The organism is Reyranella sp. CPCC 100927, from assembly GCF_007859315.1.
Taxonomy (GTDB): domain Bacteria; phylum Pseudomonadota; class Alphaproteobacteria; order Reyranellales; family Reyranellaceae; genus Vineibacter.
Map to the genome: position 1 here is coordinate 258,673 of NZ_VOHA01000004.1, position 18,278 is coordinate 276,950.

The 18,278-nt window shown below is 66.6% G+C and carries 15 protein-coding genes; 11 read left to right on the plus strand and 4 right to left on the minus strand.

Annotated features, from left to right (window positions below):
• Window positions 1-2 precede the first annotated feature (2 nt).
• The gene (locus FQU96_RS14010) at window positions 3-1,103 is read right to left on the minus strand and encodes a ketopantoate reductase family protein (protein WP_178130503.1); all 1,101 of its coding nucleotides are present in this window, start codon (window positions 1,101-1,103) and stop codon (window positions 3-5) included.
• A gap of 213 nt (window positions 1,104-1,316) precedes the next feature.
• On the opposite strand from FQU96_RS14010, the gene FQU96_RS14015 reads away from it, so the two are divergent.
• From FQU96_RS14015 to FQU96_RS14055, 9 genes are all read left to right on the plus strand, one after another.
• The gene (locus FQU96_RS14015) at window positions 1,317-2,342 is read left to right on the plus strand and encodes a ketopantoate reductase family protein (protein ID WP_146541892.1); all 1,026 of its coding nucleotides are present in this window, start codon (window positions 1,317-1,319) and stop codon (window positions 2,340-2,342) included.
• 14 nt (window positions 2,343-2,356) lie between these two features.
• Complete coding sequence (locus FQU96_RS14020) at window positions 2,357-4,159, plus strand: M28 family metallopeptidase (protein WP_178130504.1); 1,803 nt, start codon at window positions 2,357-2,359, stop codon at window positions 4,157-4,159.
• Window positions 4,160-4,220: 61 nt separating this feature from the next.
• Window positions 4,221-5,807 carry an ABC transporter substrate-binding protein gene (locus tag FQU96_RS14025; protein WP_146541894.1) on the plus strand — a complete coding sequence of 529 codons (1,587 nt, stop codon included), beginning with the start codon at window positions 4,221-4,223 and terminating at the stop codon, window positions 5,805-5,807.
• A gap of 46 nt (window positions 5,808-5,853) precedes the next feature.
• Entirely contained in the window at window positions 5,854-6,864 is a 1,011-nt protein-coding gene (locus FQU96_RS14030; protein WP_146541895.1) for an ABC transporter permease, read from the plus strand.
• On the plus strand, window positions 6,864-7,706 hold the full coding sequence (locus FQU96_RS14035) for an ABC transporter permease (RefSeq protein ID WP_218574715.1): 843 nt from the start codon (window positions 6,864-6,866) through the stop codon (window positions 7,704-7,706). Before FQU96_RS14030 ends, FQU96_RS14035 begins: the two co-directional genes overlap by 1 nt.
• Window positions 7,703-8,716, plus strand: a complete 1,014-nt coding sequence (locus tag FQU96_RS14040; RefSeq protein ID WP_146541897.1) for an ABC transporter ATP-binding protein — start codon at window positions 7,703-7,705, stop codon at window positions 8,714-8,716. Before FQU96_RS14035 ends, FQU96_RS14040 begins: the two co-directional genes overlap by 4 nt.
• A complete protein-coding gene (locus FQU96_RS14045; protein WP_146541898.1) occupies window positions 8,713-9,696 on the plus strand; it encodes an ABC transporter ATP-binding protein in 984 nt (327 codons plus the stop codon). Before FQU96_RS14040 ends, FQU96_RS14045 begins: the two co-directional genes overlap by 4 nt.
• A gap of 78 nt (window positions 9,697-9,774) precedes the next feature.
• Window positions 9,775-11,307 (plus strand): M81 family metallopeptidase, encoded by a 1,533-nt coding sequence (locus FQU96_RS14050; protein ID WP_146541899.1) that lies wholly within the window; start codon window positions 9,775-9,777, stop codon window positions 11,305-11,307.
• Between the two features lie 69 nt (window positions 11,308-11,376).
• Window positions 11,377-12,126, plus strand: a complete 750-nt coding sequence (locus tag FQU96_RS14055; RefSeq protein ID WP_146541900.1) for an SDR family NAD(P)-dependent oxidoreductase — start codon at window positions 11,377-11,379, stop codon at window positions 12,124-12,126.
• Here the strand turns inward: FQU96_RS14055 and FQU96_RS14060 are convergent.
• A complete protein-coding gene (locus FQU96_RS14060; protein ID WP_146541901.1) occupies window positions 12,100-13,059 on the minus strand; it encodes a LysR substrate-binding domain-containing protein in 960 nt (319 codons plus the stop codon). The two genes, FQU96_RS14055 and FQU96_RS14060, sit on opposite strands and share 27 nt — an antisense overlap.
• Window positions 13,060-13,287: 228 nt before the next feature.
• Between FQU96_RS14060 and FQU96_RS14065 the strand changes: the two genes are divergently transcribed.
• Complete coding sequence (locus tag FQU96_RS14065) at window positions 13,288-14,037, plus strand: C40 family peptidase (RefSeq protein WP_146541902.1); 750 nt, start codon at window positions 13,288-13,290, stop codon at window positions 14,035-14,037.
• On the opposite strand, the gene FQU96_RS14070 is transcribed toward FQU96_RS14065, so the two are convergent.
• A complete protein-coding gene (locus FQU96_RS14070) occupies window positions 14,031-15,785 on the minus strand; it encodes a serine/threonine-protein kinase (protein WP_178130505.1) in 1,755 nt (584 codons plus the stop codon). The two genes, FQU96_RS14065 and FQU96_RS14070, sit on opposite strands and share 7 nt — an antisense overlap.
• A gap of 515 nt (window positions 15,786-16,300) precedes the next feature.
• On the opposite strand from FQU96_RS14070, the gene FQU96_RS14075 reads away from it, so the two are divergent.
• Entirely contained in the window at window positions 16,301-17,167 is an 867-nt protein-coding gene (locus tag FQU96_RS14075; RefSeq protein ID WP_146541904.1) for a response regulator transcription factor, read from the plus strand.
• A gap of 9 nt (window positions 17,168-17,176) precedes the next feature.
• On the opposite strand, the gene FQU96_RS14080 is transcribed toward FQU96_RS14075, so the two are convergent.
• Window positions 17,177-18,256, minus strand: a complete 1,080-nt coding sequence (locus FQU96_RS14080) for a TauD/TfdA family dioxygenase (protein ID WP_146541905.1) — start codon at window positions 18,254-18,256, stop codon at window positions 17,177-17,179.
• Window positions 18,257-18,278: the final 22 nt, after the last annotated feature.

Sequence of the window (18,278 nt, forward strand, 5' to 3'; positions counted from 1 at the left end):
GCTCAGATCGCGCGCACGGCATCGAGGCCTGGTGTCGTGCGGCCCTGCTCGATGGCCTGTACGACCCGGGTGAGGGCAGCGTTGGCGGGCGCCTGCAGGCCGTGATCGGCGGCCTGGCGCGCAATCATGCCGTTCAGGTAGTCGATCTCCGTACGCCGGCCCTTGACGATGTCCTGGCCCATCGATGGCCGCGCCGTCGAGACCATGCGTGATGCCAGGTCGAGCAGGATCGCCTCGGCCCGCTGCAGGGCGCCGGTATCGCTCGTCTGGCCACCGGCCGCGCGCCAGGCCTCGATCCACAGGGACGGTTCCTGCCCGTTGATGGCTTCGAGCTGGTAGCCCAGGCGCTGGCCGATATCGGCGGCTTCGCCCGCGATGCGGATCGAGAGCCGGCGCGTCAGTGGTTCTTCGATGTAGGTCTTGGTCGGCAGGCCGCAGGCCGCCGACACGGCGTTCGACATCGCGTTCTGCACGACCTTGGACCAGCGCTCGCCCCACAGGTTCGTGATCACCTTGGCCGAATCGATGTCCGCCAGCATGTCCTTGAGGCGCTGGATGCGCGGCGTGATGCGGCCGTGCACCTCGCCGATGCGAAAGACCTCGAAGCCGCCGCCGCCCTTCTTGATCGAGCGGCGGACGTGCCCGGGCGCGACCAGTTCGACGACGATCTTGTTGGCGATGCCGCCCACCGTGCGCGGCCAGCCGACGACGTCGGCAATCGCCGGTTCATTGATGGCGTTCTGCATGGTAACGACGAAGCCGCCGGGGGCCAGCAGGTCGCGCAACATCATCGCAGCCCACGGCGTGTCGTAGGATTTGAGCAAGATGATGCCGATGTCGATCCGTTTTTCCCGCCACAGGCCATGCAGTTCGCCCAGATGCAGGGCGCGCACCGGCGTCGTGAAGCATTCTTCCGCCGAGGTGCCCTCCAGCCGCAGGCCGTGACGGCGCATGTGATCGACATGCTGGGCCCACGGATCGACCAGGATCACGTCGTGCCCGGCGCGGGCCAGATTGCCGCCGATGTAGCCGCCCACGGCACCGGCGCCGAGGATCACGATCCGAGGCCTGTCGGGGTTGGGCTTGTCGTTGGGACTGTCCATGGTGCTGCCGTTCGCTGTTGAGTTCGCGGCCGGCATATCCATCGACCCGCAGCGGGCGCGTAAAGCGACATCTCTCCACCAGATGATGACTTTTGCGCCTCGCGGCCCTCTTGGTTCCAATTGGCGATCAACTGTGTCCGTCAAATCGCTTTTCGCTGGCGCCATGCCCGCATAGCGTCCTTCGTCATTCTGCGTCTGTAACGTGAGGTATCGGTGACAGCCTGGCTGGTCTGGGGCGCTGGCGCCATCGGCGGCACGATCGGCGGATTTCTGCGCCGCGCCGGCCATGACGTGACGTTCGTCGACGTCGCGGCCGAGCATGTGGCGGCCATCCGCACCGCGGGCCTGCGCATCGAGGGGCCGGTGGCGACGTTTGCGGTCAAGGCGCCGGCCTATCTTCCCGACGAGCTGCAAGGGACGTTCGATGCCGTCCTGCTGTGCGTGAAAGGGCAACACACATCAACCGCCGCGCGCGCCCTGCAGCCGTTCCTGGCCGCTGAGGGCTTCGTCGCGTCGCTGCAGAACGGACTGAACGATCGCCATATCACCGAGGTCATCGGCGCGCAGCGCACGATCGCCGCCTTCGTCAATTTCGGCGCCGACTATGTCGAGCCCGGCCGTATCCTCTATGGCGGCCGCGGCGCGCTTGCAGTGGGCGAACTCGACGGCCGCATCACCAACCGGCTGACGCACCTGCACGCCGTGCTGCGCGACTTCGACGAAACGGTCAAGCGCACGCAGAACATCCGCGGCTATCTCTGGGGCAAGCTGGCCTATTCGTCCCTGCTGTTCGCCACCGCCCTCAGCCATCTGCCGATGGGCGAGGCATTGGCGCGTCCCGACTGGGCGCCGCTGTGGCACGGCCTGGCCGGCGAGGCCATTGCCGTGGCGACGGCGGAGAAGGTGCGGCCCGAGGGCTTCAACGGCTTCGATCCGACTGCCTATCGGCCTGACGGCAGCGCGTCGGAACGGCAGGCGTCGCTGGACGGCATGATCGCCTACCGCAAGACCACGACCAAGAACCACTCCGGCATGTGGCGCGACATGGCGGTGCGCCGGCGTAAGACCGAGGTCGACGAACAGCCGGGTCTGATCGTGCGCATCGGCGCCATGCACGGGCTGGACTGTCCGTTGCTGCACAGGCTGGTAGACATGATCCATGCAGTGGAAGCGGGCACGCGCGGGTTCGATGAAAGCAACATCGCCGAATTGGCACACCTGGCCGTCGCGACGCGCTGATGGTGGATATGAAGATGGATAGCGAGACAGTCATGGCAGCAGAGATCAAGAGCGAGGCGCCGGTTTGCGCCGATGTCCGTGTCGACACCATCCGCAAGCACGTCGAAGACCTGGTCGCCATTCCGTACCGCGCGGCCGGCAGCCCCAACGGCACACGCGGCGCGCACTACAATCGCGACGCCCTGATCGCCGCCGGTGTCCGTGATGCTGCCGTGCAGTCGTTGCCGGCGATCGTCTCGTTTCCGGAGCACGCCGATCTGCGTGTCGAAAGCCCGCAGGCCCGGGCCATCCAGGCCACGACCTTGGGGCATTCACTGCAGACCGCCGTCGGCGGCCTGCGCGGCGATCTGGTCTATGTCGGCCCCGGCGGCTTCGACGATTACGCCGGCAAGGATGTGCGCGGCAAGATCATCCTGACAGAGCTGTCCTACGCGCCGGGACGGCATGAAAAGCAGCGCATCGCGGCGCTGAAGGGTGCCATCGGCGCCGTGATGATGAACTGGGGTCCGGCCGACAACGAGGCCTTGCCCTACGGGTCGGTCAAGCCGGCCTGGGGCAACCCGACACCCGACACGATCCGCACCCAGATGCCGACGCTGCCGTGCGTGGGCATTTCGCGTGCTGCCGGTCTGCAGCTCAAGGCGCAGTGCGAGCAGGGGACGGTGCAGGTCTGGTTCCACACCCATGTCGAGAACGGCTGGCGCGATGTCGAGATCACCGTGGGACGGCTGTCGCCCGCGGCGTCATCGCCGGAAGCCGACGACTTCCTGCTGGTCGGCGGCCACCAGGACGGCTGGTTCGGCGAGGCCGCCACCGACAATGCCGCCGGCAACGCTTGCATGGTCGAGCTGGCGCGCGCGTTCCACGGCTATCGCGACCGGCTGCGGCGCGGCATCACCTTCGGCCTGTGGACGGCGCACGAGACCGGCACCATGGCCGGGTCGACCTGGTTCTGCGACCAGAACTGGGATCACCTGCGCGCCCACTGCGTGGCCTACCTGCAGATCGACCAGCCGGGCTGCATCGGCACCACACAGTGGAGCACCAAGTCCAACAGCGAGCTGCGGGCGTTCCACACCGCCATCGAGCAGCGCATGCTCGACAAGCCGCTGAAGTGGAAGCCGTCGACCAAGACCGGCGATGCCAGTTTCTTCGGCATCGGCATCCCGATGTTCGCGGCCGAAGGCGCCTACACCGACGCCGAGCTCAAGGCCACCGCCAACGCAAGTTACGGCTGGTGGCACCACACGCTGGACAACCGCATCGACAAGCTCGACTGGACCTTGATGGGCGAGCATATCCGCCTCTATGCCGCCTACATCTGGGAACTGTGCACGGCGCCGGTGCTGCCGTTCCGCTTCGTGCCGGTGGCGGCCTTGCTGCACGAGCGCTTGTCGGCGCTGGGCGCGGCCGGCGCCGGCGTCGGTGTCGATGCGCTGGCGACGATGGCCCAGGACCTGATACGGGAAGCCCAGCGGCTCGACGATGTCGCGCAACGCGAGGCGGCGCGGTTCAGCAAGAAGCAGGGCTCGGACAGCGCGGCGCTGCGGCTCAACCGCTGCCTCAAGCGGCTGTCGCGCCTGCTGGTGCCGCTGCAGTCGACCGCCTGCGGCGTCTACGAGCAGGATCCCTACGGGTTTACGCCGCAGAGCACCGTCATTCCCTGCCTGTACGACGTGCCGCGGCTGGCTGCGACAGCCGAGGGCGAGGAACGCTGGCTGCTGGAGACCCAGCTGCGTCGCGCCCGCAACCGGGTCGCCGACGGCCTGCACGATGCCCAGGACCTGATCCGCGACACGCTGCACGATCTTCAGTGATCCCTTCTCCCGCGCAGGCGGAGAAGGGAGCAAGCAACATGATCAACAAGGGGAGGGAAACGTGCCTAGCCGGCGCTCGCTTCTGATCAACTCGACGGCGCTTGCGGCGACCATGGTGTCGCGCATTTCGTGGGCGCACGGACAGACACGCACCCACGAGCTCAACTGGTCGGAGGGGCCGCCCAACATCCTCGACCCGCATGTCATTTTCGACGGGCCGATGGTGTTCTACATGCTGAACACCTACGACACGCTCTACCGCTACGAGGGCAATCCGCCGAAGATCGTGCCGTGGCTGGCCAGCAGCTACACGGCGAGCCCCGACGGGCTCACCTGGACGTTCAAGCTGCGTCAGGGTGCCAAGTTCCAGGATGGCAGCGAGATCGTGGCCGAGGACGTGGTCTACAGCTTCCAGCGTCTGGTGGCGCTCAACCGCGGTCCCGCAGCGGTGTTCAAGCCGATCCTCGACAGCGTCAGCGTCGGCGAGGACCGCTACACGGTGCAGTTCAAGCTGAAGGTGCCGTACGCGCCGTTCCTGTCGACTGTGCCCATCGTTGCGATCGTCAATCCGCGTGTCATCGCGCCGAATGTGAAGAACGACGACTGGGGTGCCGCCTGGCTCAGCGCCAACTCGGCCGGCTCGGGCCCATACCGGCTCGATCCCGCCACCTACCGGCCGATGGAGGCGATCGACTTCCATCGCTTCAAGGAGCACTTCGCGGGCTGGGGCCACAACGCCAACCCGGTCGAGCTGGTGCGCAACCGCTACATCCTGGAGACGACCACGCGGGTGAGCGCGCTGATGCGCGGCGACATCGATGCGATCGACCATTATTTGCCGGTCGATCAGCTCGACCGTATCGGGCGCACCGCCGGCTTGCGGGTGACCAACGACGAGACCATGCGGGTCTTCGTCATCACGATGCACAACGGGCGGGCACCGTTCGACAACGTGCACTACCGGCGCGCGCTGAGCTATGCCTTCAACTACAAGGGCTTCATCGACGGCATCCTGAAGAAGGGCGCCGTGCGCAATCCCGGCCCGATTCCGCAGAATTTGTGGGGTTCGCCAGCCGACCTCAAGGGCTACGAGTTCAATCTCGAGAAAGCCAAGGCCGAACTCGAGAAGGCGCGCGCCGCCGGCGCCCCGGTCGATCGCGAGATCGAGATCCACACTCAGAACCAGCAGGCGCAGACGACCCAGGCGGCGCAGGTCTTCCAGTCCGACCTGCGCAAGATCGGCATCAAGCTGAAAGTGGTGCCCAACCTGTGGCCGCCGCTGGCGGCAGCGACCACCAAGCCCGAGACGTCGCCCGACATGTGGCTGCACTGGGTGTCGGCGTACTTCGTCGACCCCGAGAACTGGATCGGCCAGATGTACGACAGCGCCTTCCACGGCACATGGAAGGGATCGGCCTGGTACAAGAACGCCGAGGTCGACGGCCTGTTGCGCGAGGCACGCCGTGAACTGGACGCCGAGCGTCGCAAGGGGCTCTACGAGAAGGCCTCGCGCATCGTCGTCGACGAGGCGGCCGACATCTGGATCTACAACACCATCCAGATGCGCGGGCTGAGCAAGCGCATCCAGGGCTTCGCTTTCTCACCCATCGGCGGCGGCAGCGAATTCCGCCTCCTGTCGCTAACGTGAAATGAAACCCTCTCCGCCCGCGCAGCGGGGGAGAGGGGAGGATCGCATGACCCGCTTCCTGTTGCGCCGTCTGCTGCTGGCGTTGCCGGCCTTGCTGGGGCTGTTGGTGCTCACGTTCGTGCTCCTGCGGGTCGTGCCGTCGGATCCGTCGACGGCGCTCGCCGGCGAGAATGCGACACCCGAGCAGATCGCCGCCATCCGCAAGGCCTACGGCTTCGACCAGCCGCTGTGGCGTCAGTTCGTGGTCTATGTCGGCCAGGTCCTGACCGGCGATTTCGGCAACTCGATCTTCACCGAGCAGCCGGTGCTGGGCGATATCACGCGCCGCCTGCCGGCCACGGTGGAACTGGTGCTGGCGGCATTGCTGTTTGCCACCGGCGTCGGCATCCCGCTCGGCGTGCTGGCCGCTGTCTATTACAACTCATCGTTCGATCATGCCGTGCGCATCGTCACCGTCGGCGGCTTGGCCATCGCGCCGTTCTGGTTCGCGATCATCCTGCAGCTGGTCTTCGCCATGGACCTCGACTGGCTGCCGCTGCGCGGTCGCATCCCGGTCGGCATGCCGCCGCCGCCCACGGTCACCGGGCTCTACCTGATCGACAGCCTGGTGGCCGGCCGCTTCGATCTTCTCACAACGGCGGCGCGCCACATGCTGCTGCCGGCCTTCACCCTGTCGCTGGGATCGCTGGCCAGCATCACGCGCTTCACGCGGGCAGGCATGCTGGAGACCCTGCAGAAGGACTTCGTCGCCTATGAGAAAGCCGCCGGCTACCCCGAGCGGCGCGTGATCTGGGTCTACGTGCTGCGCAACTCCCTGGTGGCGACCACGACGCAGATCGGCCTGCTGTTCGGTGCCCTGATCGCCGGCGCCGTCGCGGTCGAGACCATCTACGACTGGCCGGGGATCGGCTCGTACGCGGTGCAGGCCATCCTGACCTCGGACTACAAGGCGATCCTGGCCGTGACGCTGGTGGTCGGCGTCATCTACGCCGCGGTCAACATCGCCGTCGACATCGTGCACGCACTGCTTGACCCGCGGGTCGCGGAGCAACTGTGATGCTGATCGTCCGCAAATTCCTGCGCGACGTGGCGGCCGTGCTTGGTTTCGTCATCATCTGCGTCGTGATCGGGATCGCGATCTTCGGGCCGTTCCTGCTGCCGCATCCCGACCTGGTGTTCGACAGCGACATCCTGCGCCGCTTCGAGCCACCGTCGGCCGAGTTCTGGTTCGGCACCGACAACCTGGGGCGCGATATCTTCTCGCGTGTGATCATCGGCACGCGCGGGGCGCTGATGGTGGCGTTGACGGTCGTGGCGATCGCCATCGCTATCGGCGTGCCGCTGGGCATCTACGCCGGCTATACGACGGGCTGGCCGGCCGAGGTGATCATGCGGGTGACCGACGTGTTCCTGGCGGTGCCGCAGCTGATCCTGGCGCTGGCAATTGCGCAGCTGGCCGGCCGCGGACTGGGCAGTGCGATGGCGGCGCTGGCGCTGACCTACTGGCCGTTCTTCTGCCGCACGGTCTATGCCGAGACGCGCCGCCTGCGGCACACCGTGTTCATCGAGGCACTGCAGGGGCTGGGCGCGTCCAAGACACGCATCCTGTTCGTGCATGTGCTGCCCAACGTCGCGTCGCCGATCATCGTGCGCGCCACCGTCGGCATGGGCTTCACCATCCTGACCACGGCGCTGCTGGGCTTCCTCGGCGTCGGCGCCACGCCGCCCAACCCGGACTGGGGCCTGGCGATCGCCGAAAGCCGCGAGTATCTGCCCGACGTCTGGTGGGCCGCCACGTTTCCAGGCCTGGCGATCCTGATCACGGTGCTGGGCTTCAACCTGTTCGGCGATGGACTGCGCGACCTGATCGATCCCAAGCTGCGGCGGTCGCGGTCATGAGCGGCACCGATACGGCGCTGCTGGAGATCCGCGACCTGTCGGTCGCGGTCGGCACCGACGAGGGCACGGCCAGCATCCTCGACGGTGTCAACCTGCGCCTGACACCGGGATCCATCCACGGCGTGGTGGGCGAGTCGGGCTGCGGCAAGTCGACCTTGATCAAGGCGATTCTGGGCCTGCTGCCGGCCCGTGGTCGCGCCACCGAGGGATCGATCACCTTGCAGGGGCGCGCGCTGCTGGCTGCCGGCCAAAAGAGCGCTGCGCAGAGCGCGCGCGGCCGCGACATCGGCTTCATTCCGCAGGATCCGCTGCTGGCGCTCAACCCGGTGTTCCGCGTCGGCGACCAGCTGCGCGAGGCGATGTGGCAGTACGGCATGTCGGCCGATGATCCGCAGCGGAACCAACCGCGCGCGGTGCGCCGGCGGGTGTACGACCAGCGTCTGGTCGAACTGCTGCGCGCCGTGCAGTTGCCCGATCCGGAGCAGGCACTGCAGCGCTATCCGCACCAGTTCTCCGGCGGCCAGCGCCAGCGCCTGCTGATCGCGGCCGCGCTGGCGTGCGGGCCGCAGATCGTACTGGCGGACGAGCCCACCACGGCGCTCGACGTCACCACGCAGCTGCAGATCCTGAAGCTGCTGCGACAGCTGGCGCGTGAGCGCGGCCTGTCGATGCTGTTCGTGACCCATGATTTCGGCGTCGTGGCGCAGCTCTGCGACACTGTCACCGTGATGTACGCCGGCCAGACCATCGAGTCGGGTCCGGTGGCGGCGACCATGAGCAACCCGCGGCACCCGTATACCCGCATGCTGCTGGCCTGTCATCCCGAGCGCTCGCAGGAACTGAAGGGCATTCCCGGTGCCGTGCCGTCGCCGTTGCGGGCACCGTCGGGGTGCCGCTTCCATCCACGCTGTCCCGAGATGGTGGCGGATTGCCAGCGTGCGCGGCCGGAGGCGGTGAGCGGCGCGGCTCGGATGGTCGCGTGCGTACATTGCCACGAGGTGGCGGCATGAGCGCAGCCCCCATCCTGTCACTCAGCGACATCACGACTGTCTATGGCGGCGGCAAGCGAGCCTTCGGCGGGCCGCGCGCCGAGGTGCGTGCCGTCGATGGCGTCAGCCTGGAACTGCGCGAGGGCGAAGCGCTGGGGTTGGTCGGCGAGTCGGGCTGCGGCAAGACCACCCTGGCCAAGACCATCCTGGGATTGCTGACGGAGAAGAGCGGCAGTATCCGGTTGGGCGGGCAGGTGGTCTCCGGTTTGCGGCCGGAGGCGGCGCGCCGGGCGCGGCCCAGCATTCACTACGTGCACCAGGATCCCGGTGCCGCGCTCGATCCGTGGTGGACCGTGGGCCATGCGCTCGACGAGACCTTGCGCATCCATGGCGTGCGCGATCGTCGCGAGCGGGCGGCGCGCATCGCCGAGATGCTGATGGCGGTAGGGTTGGATACGTCGTTCCTCAGCCGCTATCCGCACGAGCTGTCCGGTGGCCAGCAACGGCGCATCGGGCTGGCGCGCATCCTGACCTTGCGGCCGCGCATCGTGATCCTCGACGAGCCAACGTCGGGGCTCGACCTGTCGGTGCAGGCCACCGTGCTGGGCCTGTTCAACGACCTGCGGCATCGCCTGGGCCTCACCTACCTGTTCGTCAGCCACGATCTGTCGGTGGTGCGCCGCATGTGCGATCGCGTCGCCATCATGTACCTGGGCCGCATCGTCGAGATCGGCCCGACGGCGCAGATCTTCGCCGCGCCGGCACATCACTACACGCGGGCGCTGCTGGCGGCGTCACCGACGCTGACGCCCGGCAGCCTCGATGACATGCCCTCGCTGCGCGACGATCCACCGTCGCCCACCGCGGTGCCTTCCGGCTGTGCGTTCCGCACACGCTGCGCCCACGCCGACGAGCAGTGTCGCGTCGAGCGCCCGGACCTTGCCGCCGTGACCGATACGGCGCACGGCCACCTGGCCGCCTGTCACCATGCATTCCCTTGAGAGGCTTGGGGAACGGCGGACGTGAACGACTGCCGTGCGAAAAATTCGTCAGTTCAATCCGTGTAGAAGGAAAACATCATGGCCCGCATCGCCGTCGGCGGCGTTCAGCATGAGACCAACTGCTTCGTGCCGTCGGTCACCGACTACGGCTACTTCTGCAGTCATCGTGATCGACCGCCGCTCAGCCGCGGCGCGGACTTGCTGGCGCAACTGCCGGGCCGCAACTTCGCGATGTCGGGCTTCCTCGACGCCGTCGGCGATGCGCATGACATCGTGCCGCTGGTGTGGGCCAGCGGCGGCGCCGGCGGCTATGTGACGCGCGATGCCTTCGAGCGGATTTCGGCCGAACTGCTGGGCCTGCTGTCGCTGGCCATGCCGGTGACGGGTGTCTATCTCGACCTGCACGGCGCCATGGTGACGCAGGATTTCGAGGACGGCGAGGGTGAGCTGCTGCGCCGCGTGCGGGCCGTGGTGGGCGACGACGTGCCCGTCGTGATCAGCCTCGACTACCATGCCAACGTCACACCGCAGATGGTGACGTTCGCCGACGCGATGGTGCCGTACCTGACTTACCCGCATGTCGATCGCATCGAGACGGGACAGCGCGCCGCTGCCGCCATGGCGCGCCTGCTCGAGAAGGGACGTCCGCGCGGCCGGGCGCTGCGCAAGCTGCCGTTCCTGCTGCCGCTCAATCACCAGTGCACGATGGTGGACCCGTCGAAGGCCGCCGTCGCGATGGCAGCCAAGGGCGAGGGCGGCGAGGTGCTGACGCTGGCGTACCTGGCAGGCTTCCCGCCGTCGGACTTGTTCGACTGCGGGCCGGCCGTCATCGCGCATGCCTTCAGCCAGGCGGCGGCGGATCGCGCCGCGGACGAACTGGCGCACGCGATTGCATTGCTGGAGCCTGCGTTCGCGGCGCCCATGCTGCAGCCTGACGAGGCCGTACAGAAGGCGATGCTGATCGCGGCGTCGGCGCGGCGGCCGGTGCTGATCGCCGATACCCAGGACAATCCCGGCTGTGGCGGCAGCGCCGACACCACCGGCATGCTGGAAGCGCTGTGCCGGCTTGATGCACAAGGCGCCGTGGTCGGCGCCTTGTGCGATGCCGAGTCCGCCGCGGCAGCGCACCAGGCGGGCGAGGGGAACAGCGTCAGCCTGGCGCTGGGCGGCAAGTCCGGTCCGGAAGGCGTGATGCCTTTTCAGGCGACGTTCCGGGTGACGCGGCTGTCGGATGGGCGATTCACCACCACCGGCCCCTGTGTCGGCGGCCGCATGGTCGATCTCGGACCGACCGCGCTGCTGACGGTGGGTGGGGTCAGCGTCGTCGTCACCAGCAAGCGCATGCAGGCACATGACCAGGAGATCTTCCGCCATCTGGGCGTCGAGCCCAAGGACCAGAAGATCCTGGTGCTGAAGAGCACGGTGCATTTCCGCGCCCACTTCCAGCCGATCGCGGAAGAGGTCCTTGTCGCCTTGGCACCGGGCGGCCATGTCGTCGACCCGACCTGCTACGACTACAAACGCCTGCGGCCAGGCGTGCGCCTGTATCCGCTGGGCCCACAGTTCGTGCCGCGCGGGATGGGCGGCAACCCCGCGCAAGTGTCTGGATAGCGAGCGATCTTGCCGGGAGCGCGCCACTGGAGCGGCGCGCTCCCGGCAATAAACGAGGAGAACACTGCGATGGAGATTTCGCTGGCGGGCAAGACCGCGATGGTGACCGGTGCCGGGGGTGGCCTGGGGCGCGCGATCACGCTCAGCCTGGCGGCCTGCGGCGCCAGCGTGTGGGCTTGCGATATCGACGGGAAGACGGCGGCAGCCACGGCGCAGACGGCGGGAACGCGGTGCCACAGCCAGGCGCTCGATGTCACCGATCGTGCCGCCGTGTTGGCCGCCGTGGCCGAGATCGGTACCGTCGATATCCTGGTCAACAATGCCGGCGGCGGGCTCGGCTATACGCATCGGCCCATCGAGAGTGTCTCGCCGCAGGAATGGGCCGCGGTCTTCGACGTCAACAGCACCGGCGCTCTGCACTGCACGCAGGCTGTGACGCCCGGCATGAAGGCCGCCGGCGGCGGCCGCATCGTCAACATCTCCAGCGATGCGGGCATTCGCACCGCGCGCAATCGCCTGGTGGCTTACGGTGCCGCCAAGGCGGCGGTCATCTCGCTGACGCGCCATCTCGCGGAGGAACTCGGCCCCTGGGGCATCACCGTCAACAGTGTGGCGCCCGGCTTCATCAACGTCAGTGCCCGCACCCAGCGCCAGTGGCTGGCCTACGGCGAGGAAGGGCAGAAGGCCCTGCTTGAGTCGATCCACTTGCGTCGGCTGGGCAGCGCCGACGATGTGGCGCGCGCCGTACTCTTCTTTGCCTCAGACCTGGCCGGCTGGGTTACCGGCCAGGTGCTAAGCGTGAATGGCGGGCGCAGCTGAGGAATCGTACCGCAGGCTGCGGGCCGGGCGCTTGGCGTCGCTGGCTATCGTCTCCAGCAGCCAGGTGCGGAACGCCCGCACCGTCGGGGCGTGCCATTTGGCGTCCGGGACAATGAGGTGGTAGCCCGACTTGCTGGTGTAGTCCGAGTCGAACAGCATCACCAGCCGCCCGGCCTTGAGCTCGTCCTGGATGAAGAAACGCGGCACCAGCGCCACGCCCATGCCGTAGACGGCCGCCTGGGTCAGGACCGGAAAATGGCTGATGCGCGGCCCGCAACGCGGCGCGCTGAGCCGCAGGCCCTGATGCTCGCTCCAGTCGCACCATTCATTGGGCCGCGTCGTACGCTGCAGCAGTACAACGTCGTTCAGGTCGTCGAGGGTCCTGATACCGTGCTGCTTGCGGTAGGCGGGGCTGCACACCGGAACGATCTGCTCGCTCATCAGGAAGCAGGAGGTGGCGCCGGGAACGTTGGGCGTGCCGTAGTGGATGGCAGCGTCATAGGACTCGCTGCCGTGGAACGACGGCAGCAAGTGCGTTGCCATGTTGAGCTGGATGCCATTGTTGCGGCACAGGAAATCGCCGATTCGCGGCATCAGCCAGCAAACGGTGAAGGTGGGCAGGGAGGAGATCGTAAGCTCGCCGGCGCCTGCCTTCGATGCCATCACGCGGTGCGTGGTTTCCTCGAGATCGCCCAGGATGCGGCTGACGTCATCGAGATATTTGCGGCCGATATCGGTCAGCACCACGCGCTGGCGCACACGCTCGAACAGCTTGATGCCCATCATTTCTTCGAGCTGGCGGATCTGCTTACTGACGGCGCTTTGCGTCAGCGACAGTTCCATCGATGCCTGGCGGAAATTGCCGTGCCGTGCCGCCGATTCAAACGTGATCAGCGCCCGAATCGATGGGCTGACGCTGCGGTTGATGCTCATGCTTCCTCGTTCCCGGCCGCTTCCGCCATTCGAGATTTATGCTATCGCGCTTTCCCCAGACCATGCCAGGAGACGCCGCATCACGCGGTCGCGCCAGCGTAGCGCGTCGGTCAATGCGTCGTTGCGAGACACACTATGCCTGAAGGCTATGATGTCTCAAATGTTTTGCATTGCTGTGCGAAATCATGGGTGTAGAGCCAAGCCGGACGGTACCTCCCGGGAGTGGACATGGCGGAAATCAGGCCAAGTGCGGCCCACGCGCAGCATACCGGCGGCGGCACAGGCATGCCCGTCGCCGGCGATGGATTTGCCACCGGCCACGGTCATGCTCATATGGCGCCGACGCCTCCGGCGCACAGCGCTGATGCGCGCAAGGTGGTCGAGGTTGCCCGCCATTGGGTCGGGCGCGACTTTCATCCCGGTCAGGAAGCGCAGTGCGCCGCGTTCGTGCGGGCGGTCTTTCAGGAAGCGCACGTGCCCATCGGCAATGCGCGCCGGCCAACCGACCGCGGTCTGCTGCCCAACCCCGACGATCTCGGTCCCGGCTATGCCGACTCGTTTGCCGGCGACGATGTCGGTGCCAAGATATCGCGCACCGACGTGCGGCCGGGCGACGTCGTGATGTATCTCAACACCTACGGCAACTTCCGACCCGGCGTGATCACCCATGTCGGCATCTATGTCGGCGACGGCCACATCGTTCACCGCCCGACGCGGTCGCGGCCGGTGAGCCTCGATTCCATCGACCTGTTCCACATCGGTGAGATCCGTCGGCCGTCGGCGTACAAGATGCGCATCGTGCACAGCACGGGATCAGCGAAATGCTTCGTGCACGATAGGGAGGCAGCCGCCTTCATCAACGGTGCCAAGGCCAGCATCGCCGACATCCATATCCAGGTGCGCAACGGCCACGTCGAGGCCACCGTGAACGGTCGCCGAGTCGACCCGGTGAGCCTGTCGCTCCAGCTCTTCTACTGAGACGTCGGTTCGTCGGTTTCCGGCGTCGGCGTCGCCGCTTCCTTGGCCAGGCGTTTCTCCTCCTGGCGGCGCTGTTCTTCCAACGCGAGCTGCTGCTCGTAGCGGGCGAGCGCAGGCGCCGCCTGGATCCAGAGCAGGGCGAGATCCTCTGGGATCAGATATCCACTATCGAACGCACCGCGGCTTTTCTGCCACGCCGCGATCATCTTGCGGGTTCGCGGCCCGAACAGTCCGTCGGCGCCGTAGGTGTCGTGACCCAGCGACGTCAGCGCCACCTGCGCGCGACGCCGGTCACGGTCTGACAGCTTGAGCGTGGCTTCCGCTGCGGCCGCGGCCTGGCGGGCGTCCGCCTCGGTCTGGGCCTGCGCAGCGGCAGCCTGCGCATGTTCGGCTTCGATCCGCCGGTGTGCAGCGGCTGCTGCCGCCAGGCGCGCCTGCGCTTCGTCCGCCACCTGATTGCGGTGCGCGGCATCATGCTCAGCCATCTGACGATAGGCCGCCTCCGCCGCCGCGATTTCCGCGACCTGGTCGGCCAGACGTCGTGCCTCGCCGGCGGCTTGCGCGTCCGGCGTCTCGCGCAGGTCTGCGGTGGCGACGACGGTGGATGGCCGCGTCGGCGATGACGGCGGAAACGCCACGTAGTCGCCGGCGACGCCGGCCGGGATCACGGCGAAAGCCAAGGTCGCTGCCAGCGCGATCTGCCAGCGCTCCCAGGACCGGGGAGTGCCACGGGCGGCCGCCGGGGGCCGTGCCTGCGGGATGACGGACGTCGCTGACGCCTCGGTGGGCTTGGGCGCAATCGTCGGCGTTGGATGGGGCGCTGCCGTCGTCGCCTCCATCATCGCGCGCCATGCTGCGATCGACGCTGGCCGATCCGCCGGCTGCAACGCCAGGCCAGCCTGGATCGCCGACAGCAGGCGCGGGTCATGCGCCTTCGCCGTCTTGCGCGGCACAGCCGCCAGGCGTTCGCCGGGCCGCTCCATAGCCGGTGGTGGCGCCACGCCGCAGATGCATTCGTAGAGCGTCGCCGCCAGGGCGTAGATGTCGGTGAACGGACCGGTCGGCGCTGATGTGACCTGCTCAAGTGCGGCGTAGGCCGTCGCCGATGTCGCCGAAGGCAGCCGCGTGGCCAATGCCGCACGTGCGCCGTCGAAGTCAAACAGGTACGCAACACCCTGATCATCCAGCACAATATTGGCCGGCTTGATATCGAGATGCAGGATGCCAGCGGCATGCGCCCGCGACAAACCCTCCAGCAATGGCGGCACCAGCCGGTTGATTTGATCGGGTGTCAGCGGTCCTTCTCGTGACAGGCGCGACGCGAGCGTGTCGCGCGATGGCAGCGGCGCGACAACGTAAGCTGTGCCGTTGGCCTCCAGGCACTCGTCGACGCCAAGGATGCCCGGCACACGCTCGCCTGAACTGACAGCCAATGCCGCCAGCATTCGGGCCTCGGCGAGAAAGCGCTCTCGTCCCCACGCGACGTCGTCGCCGTGCTGATGCAGGCGCGGCACCACCTTGAGATCGCTGCGTCGCGCGGCAATGTCGACCGGCAAATATTCCTTCAGAGCGACGTCGCCCCCGCGCGTCGTGTCGCGTGCGCGGTAGGTGACGCCGGCGTAACCCAGCCGCAGGACCTTGCCGATCTCATAGCGCCCGACATGCGTGCCGGGCGGCAGCGTCTGCGACGGATTTCGGTTGCCTCGCGCGCGTCTTGTCGTTGCCCCGGATGGCTGCCCGCCGGCCATGATTCCCCCAAGAAACGCAGCCATGAGCGCCATTTGTTATCATGCAGACATAACGCACGCTCGTGATCATACCGTGGTCAGTCGCCACGCGCGGCACCTTGTCGTTTGCCACATCTGTTCCTCTTCGCCTCACGTCTTAACGGCAGAGGTGTGTCTGCGCCTTCCGCTCGTGGCTCTTCTTGACGTGAACTCTTAAGATCAGCGCAGGAGTTGAATTACTGTAATGATCAAGAAATGTTGACTGGTCACCAGATCGGTATTGGGTTGCGGCGGGTTGGTGTACTTTGAGTTTTCTTTCCGGAGAGATGCCAGAGAGCAATCAAAGGAACCGAATAGGTCAGGCACCGTACGTGTTTATGATCCTGCAATGATGCTTGTGTAGGATTCGGGTTGTTGTTGCCGCGCGGCCACACCAGGGCCCTGTATGTGTCGTTTCGACCCAGACGTCTGCATGCCAGCGCCTTGGCACACCGTGTGCGTACCAACGGAGTGCTGCTATCTGATCGGGGATACCAATGACGACGCCGGTAACGGGGACTGTGTGTCGTGGCCGAAACAACGCGGAGCGAACCCGCGTTGTTCTTGTCGATGATGACGACGCCTATCGCGACGTCATCATCTCCAAGCTCACTCACCATGGTGTCGAGGCCATCGGCTTCGCCAAGGGCCACGAGTTGTTGAACCACTTTGCCGGCGACGGCGGTGGTGACGTGATCGTGTTGGACTGGTCGCCTTCAGACGTGTCGGGCCTCGACCTGCTGGTCCGCTTGCGTCATCGCGGCGTGCGGCTGCCGGTCGTGCTTCTGGCAAGCAACGCCTCTGTCCGGCGCGAACGCCTGGCGTTGGATCGTGGTGCGATCGACTTCTTGAGCAAGTCGCGGGGCGTTGCGATTCTGGCCCAGCGCATCCACCGCATCGTGCTGCTGGCGAGGCCTGTGCCGGCGGTTCAGGCCGACGAGACGATCCGCTGCGGTCCGTTGCTGCTGCGGCCGCACATCTGCCGTGCTTACTGGAAAAATGTCGACATCAACCTGACCTTGAGCGAGTTCAAGGTCATCCAGCTGCTGACGTCGAAGGTCGATGAATACGTCTCGCCACGCGAGATATACGACTGCATGCACTATGCCGGTTTCATCGGCGGCACTGGCGAGGAGGGCTACCGCACCAATGTGCGGTCGGCGGTGCGGCGTATACGCCGCAAGTTCCAGGCATTGGATACGGATTTCGACATGATCTCGACCATGCCGATCCAGGGTTATCAATGGAACGGTAGTGTGTTGGCCGGCATGTCGAAGGAGCGGCCAGCACGTCAACCGCCACGGCTGAGCCGTCCCGCCATCCATCAGGTCAATCACGCGATACCCACGGCACCGGCAGAGTAGAGGCTGCGGTCAAGCGAACGCCGGTATCTCCGGGTCGAACGGGATTGTCAGCGGCTTACCGGGTGCGAGTACCGCGCCGCCGCGGCGGGTGCCGCGCGTGATATTGGTCCATTTGTTGAGAAAGATCGGCGGCAGTTCGCGGCCGTCGGGCAGCGACAGCCATATGCGCAGCAGGTGACGTTTGCGTACCGGCTCGGGCCAGTCCTCGAACGCCGTGCGCGAATGAAAGATCAGGTGATTGTGCAGGAACTGGATATCGCCAGGCTGGAAGGGGACGCGCAGGCAGAATCGATCGTCACCGCAGATATCATAGAACAACGCGATCGCTGCCTGCTGGCGCGCGGTCATGCGCGGCGCATCGGCGAAGCGTCGAGCCGACTCGATGTACTGTGGCAAAGGACCGTAGCTGTTGAACTGCCCCTGATGCTGCGTGAAGACGGGCATGGCGAACCAGGGCGCCTGGCCGGGCGGCACTTCGCCACGGCGGTCGATCACGACCGGATCATAAAGGGCGCCGCACAGATCGGCTGCGCGGTGCAGCATCTCGTCGTGCACGGCGATCGCGCTCACAATGGCGCTTTGGCCGCCGCGCCGCGCCGTGTGCACGCACAGCAGACCGACGACATCGCAGGAGTCGGAGTGGAAAGCCAATTCGGCGGTGCTCTGCGTCAGCCGTTTGTTGACGTCCTGCGGCCCGTCGCCGACGTCGATCACGTGGCCGATCAGGTGGCCGTTGCGGTTCTGCGGCACCGGATCGCCGATATGGCGGGCGAGGCCCCAATAGACGCGCAGCTGGGTGTCGCGATCGTATCGGTCGACCGGGATGCCGCGGACGTAGCCGAAACCGATGCCGTCCTTGATGGCAGCACGCAAAGCCTGCAGGCGCACCGTCAGGCCCGGCAGGGGGAAATCCGCCGGCGCGATGTCGATGATCGCCAGACCGCGCCGCCGTGTGTCGGCGACGGCGGCATCGATCTCGTCGATATCATTTGGCGCAAGATGGAGAATCCAGTCCTCGCGACCCTGAAGGTCGGCCGCGTGCCATGCCGAAGGTCCGCCGATCGGGGTAAGGGAATGCGCAGTGTTCATGGATCGTCATGGTGGGACACGG

What these genes read in the sequence shown, in the direction of transcription:
- FQU96_RS14040 (WP_146541897.1), top strand. Translation starts at nt 7,703, where the DNA reads ATGAGCGGCACCGATACGGCGCTGCTGGAGATCCGCGACCTGTCGGTC.
- FQU96_RS14080 (WP_146541905.1), bottom strand. Translation starts at nt 18,256, where the DNA reads ATGAACACTGCGCATTCCCTTACCCCGATCGGCGGACCTTCGGCATGG.
- FQU96_RS14030 (WP_146541895.1), top strand. Translation starts at nt 5,854, where the DNA reads ATGACCCGCTTCCTGTTGCGCCGTCTGCTGCTGGCGTTGCCGGCCTTG.
- FQU96_RS14075 (WP_146541904.1), top strand. Translation starts at nt 16,301, where the DNA reads ATGACGACGCCGGTAACGGGGACTGTGTGTCGTGGCCGAAACAACGCG.
- FQU96_RS14055 (WP_146541900.1), top strand. Translation starts at nt 11,377, where the DNA reads ATGGAGATTTCGCTGGCGGGCAAGACCGCGATGGTGACCGGTGCCGGG.
- FQU96_RS14065 (WP_146541902.1), top strand. Translation starts at nt 13,288, where the DNA reads ATGGCGGAAATCAGGCCAAGTGCGGCCCACGCGCAGCATACCGGCGGC.
- FQU96_RS14010 (WP_178130503.1), bottom strand. Translation starts at nt 1,103, where the DNA reads ATGGACAGTCCCAACGACAAGCCCAACCCCGACAGGCCTCGGATCGTG.
- FQU96_RS14050 (WP_146541899.1), top strand. Translation starts at nt 9,775, where the DNA reads ATGGCCCGCATCGCCGTCGGCGGCGTTCAGCATGAGACCAACTGCTTC.
- FQU96_RS14045 (WP_146541898.1), top strand. Translation starts at nt 8,713, where the DNA reads ATGAGCGCAGCCCCCATCCTGTCACTCAGCGACATCACGACTGTCTAT.
- FQU96_RS14035 (WP_218574715.1), top strand. Translation starts at nt 6,864, where the DNA reads ATGCTGATCGTCCGCAAATTCCTGCGCGACGTGGCGGCCGTGCTTGGT.
- FQU96_RS14070 (WP_178130505.1), bottom strand. Translation starts at nt 15,785, where the DNA reads ATGGCCGGCGGGCAGCCATCCGGGGCAACGACAAGACGCGCGCGAGGC.
- FQU96_RS14060 (WP_146541901.1), bottom strand. Translation starts at nt 13,059, where the DNA reads ATGAGCATCAACCGCAGCGTCAGCCCATCGATTCGGGCGCTGATCACG.
- FQU96_RS14020 (WP_178130504.1), top strand. Translation starts at nt 2,357, where the DNA reads ATGGATAGCGAGACAGTCATGGCAGCAGAGATCAAGAGCGAGGCGCCG.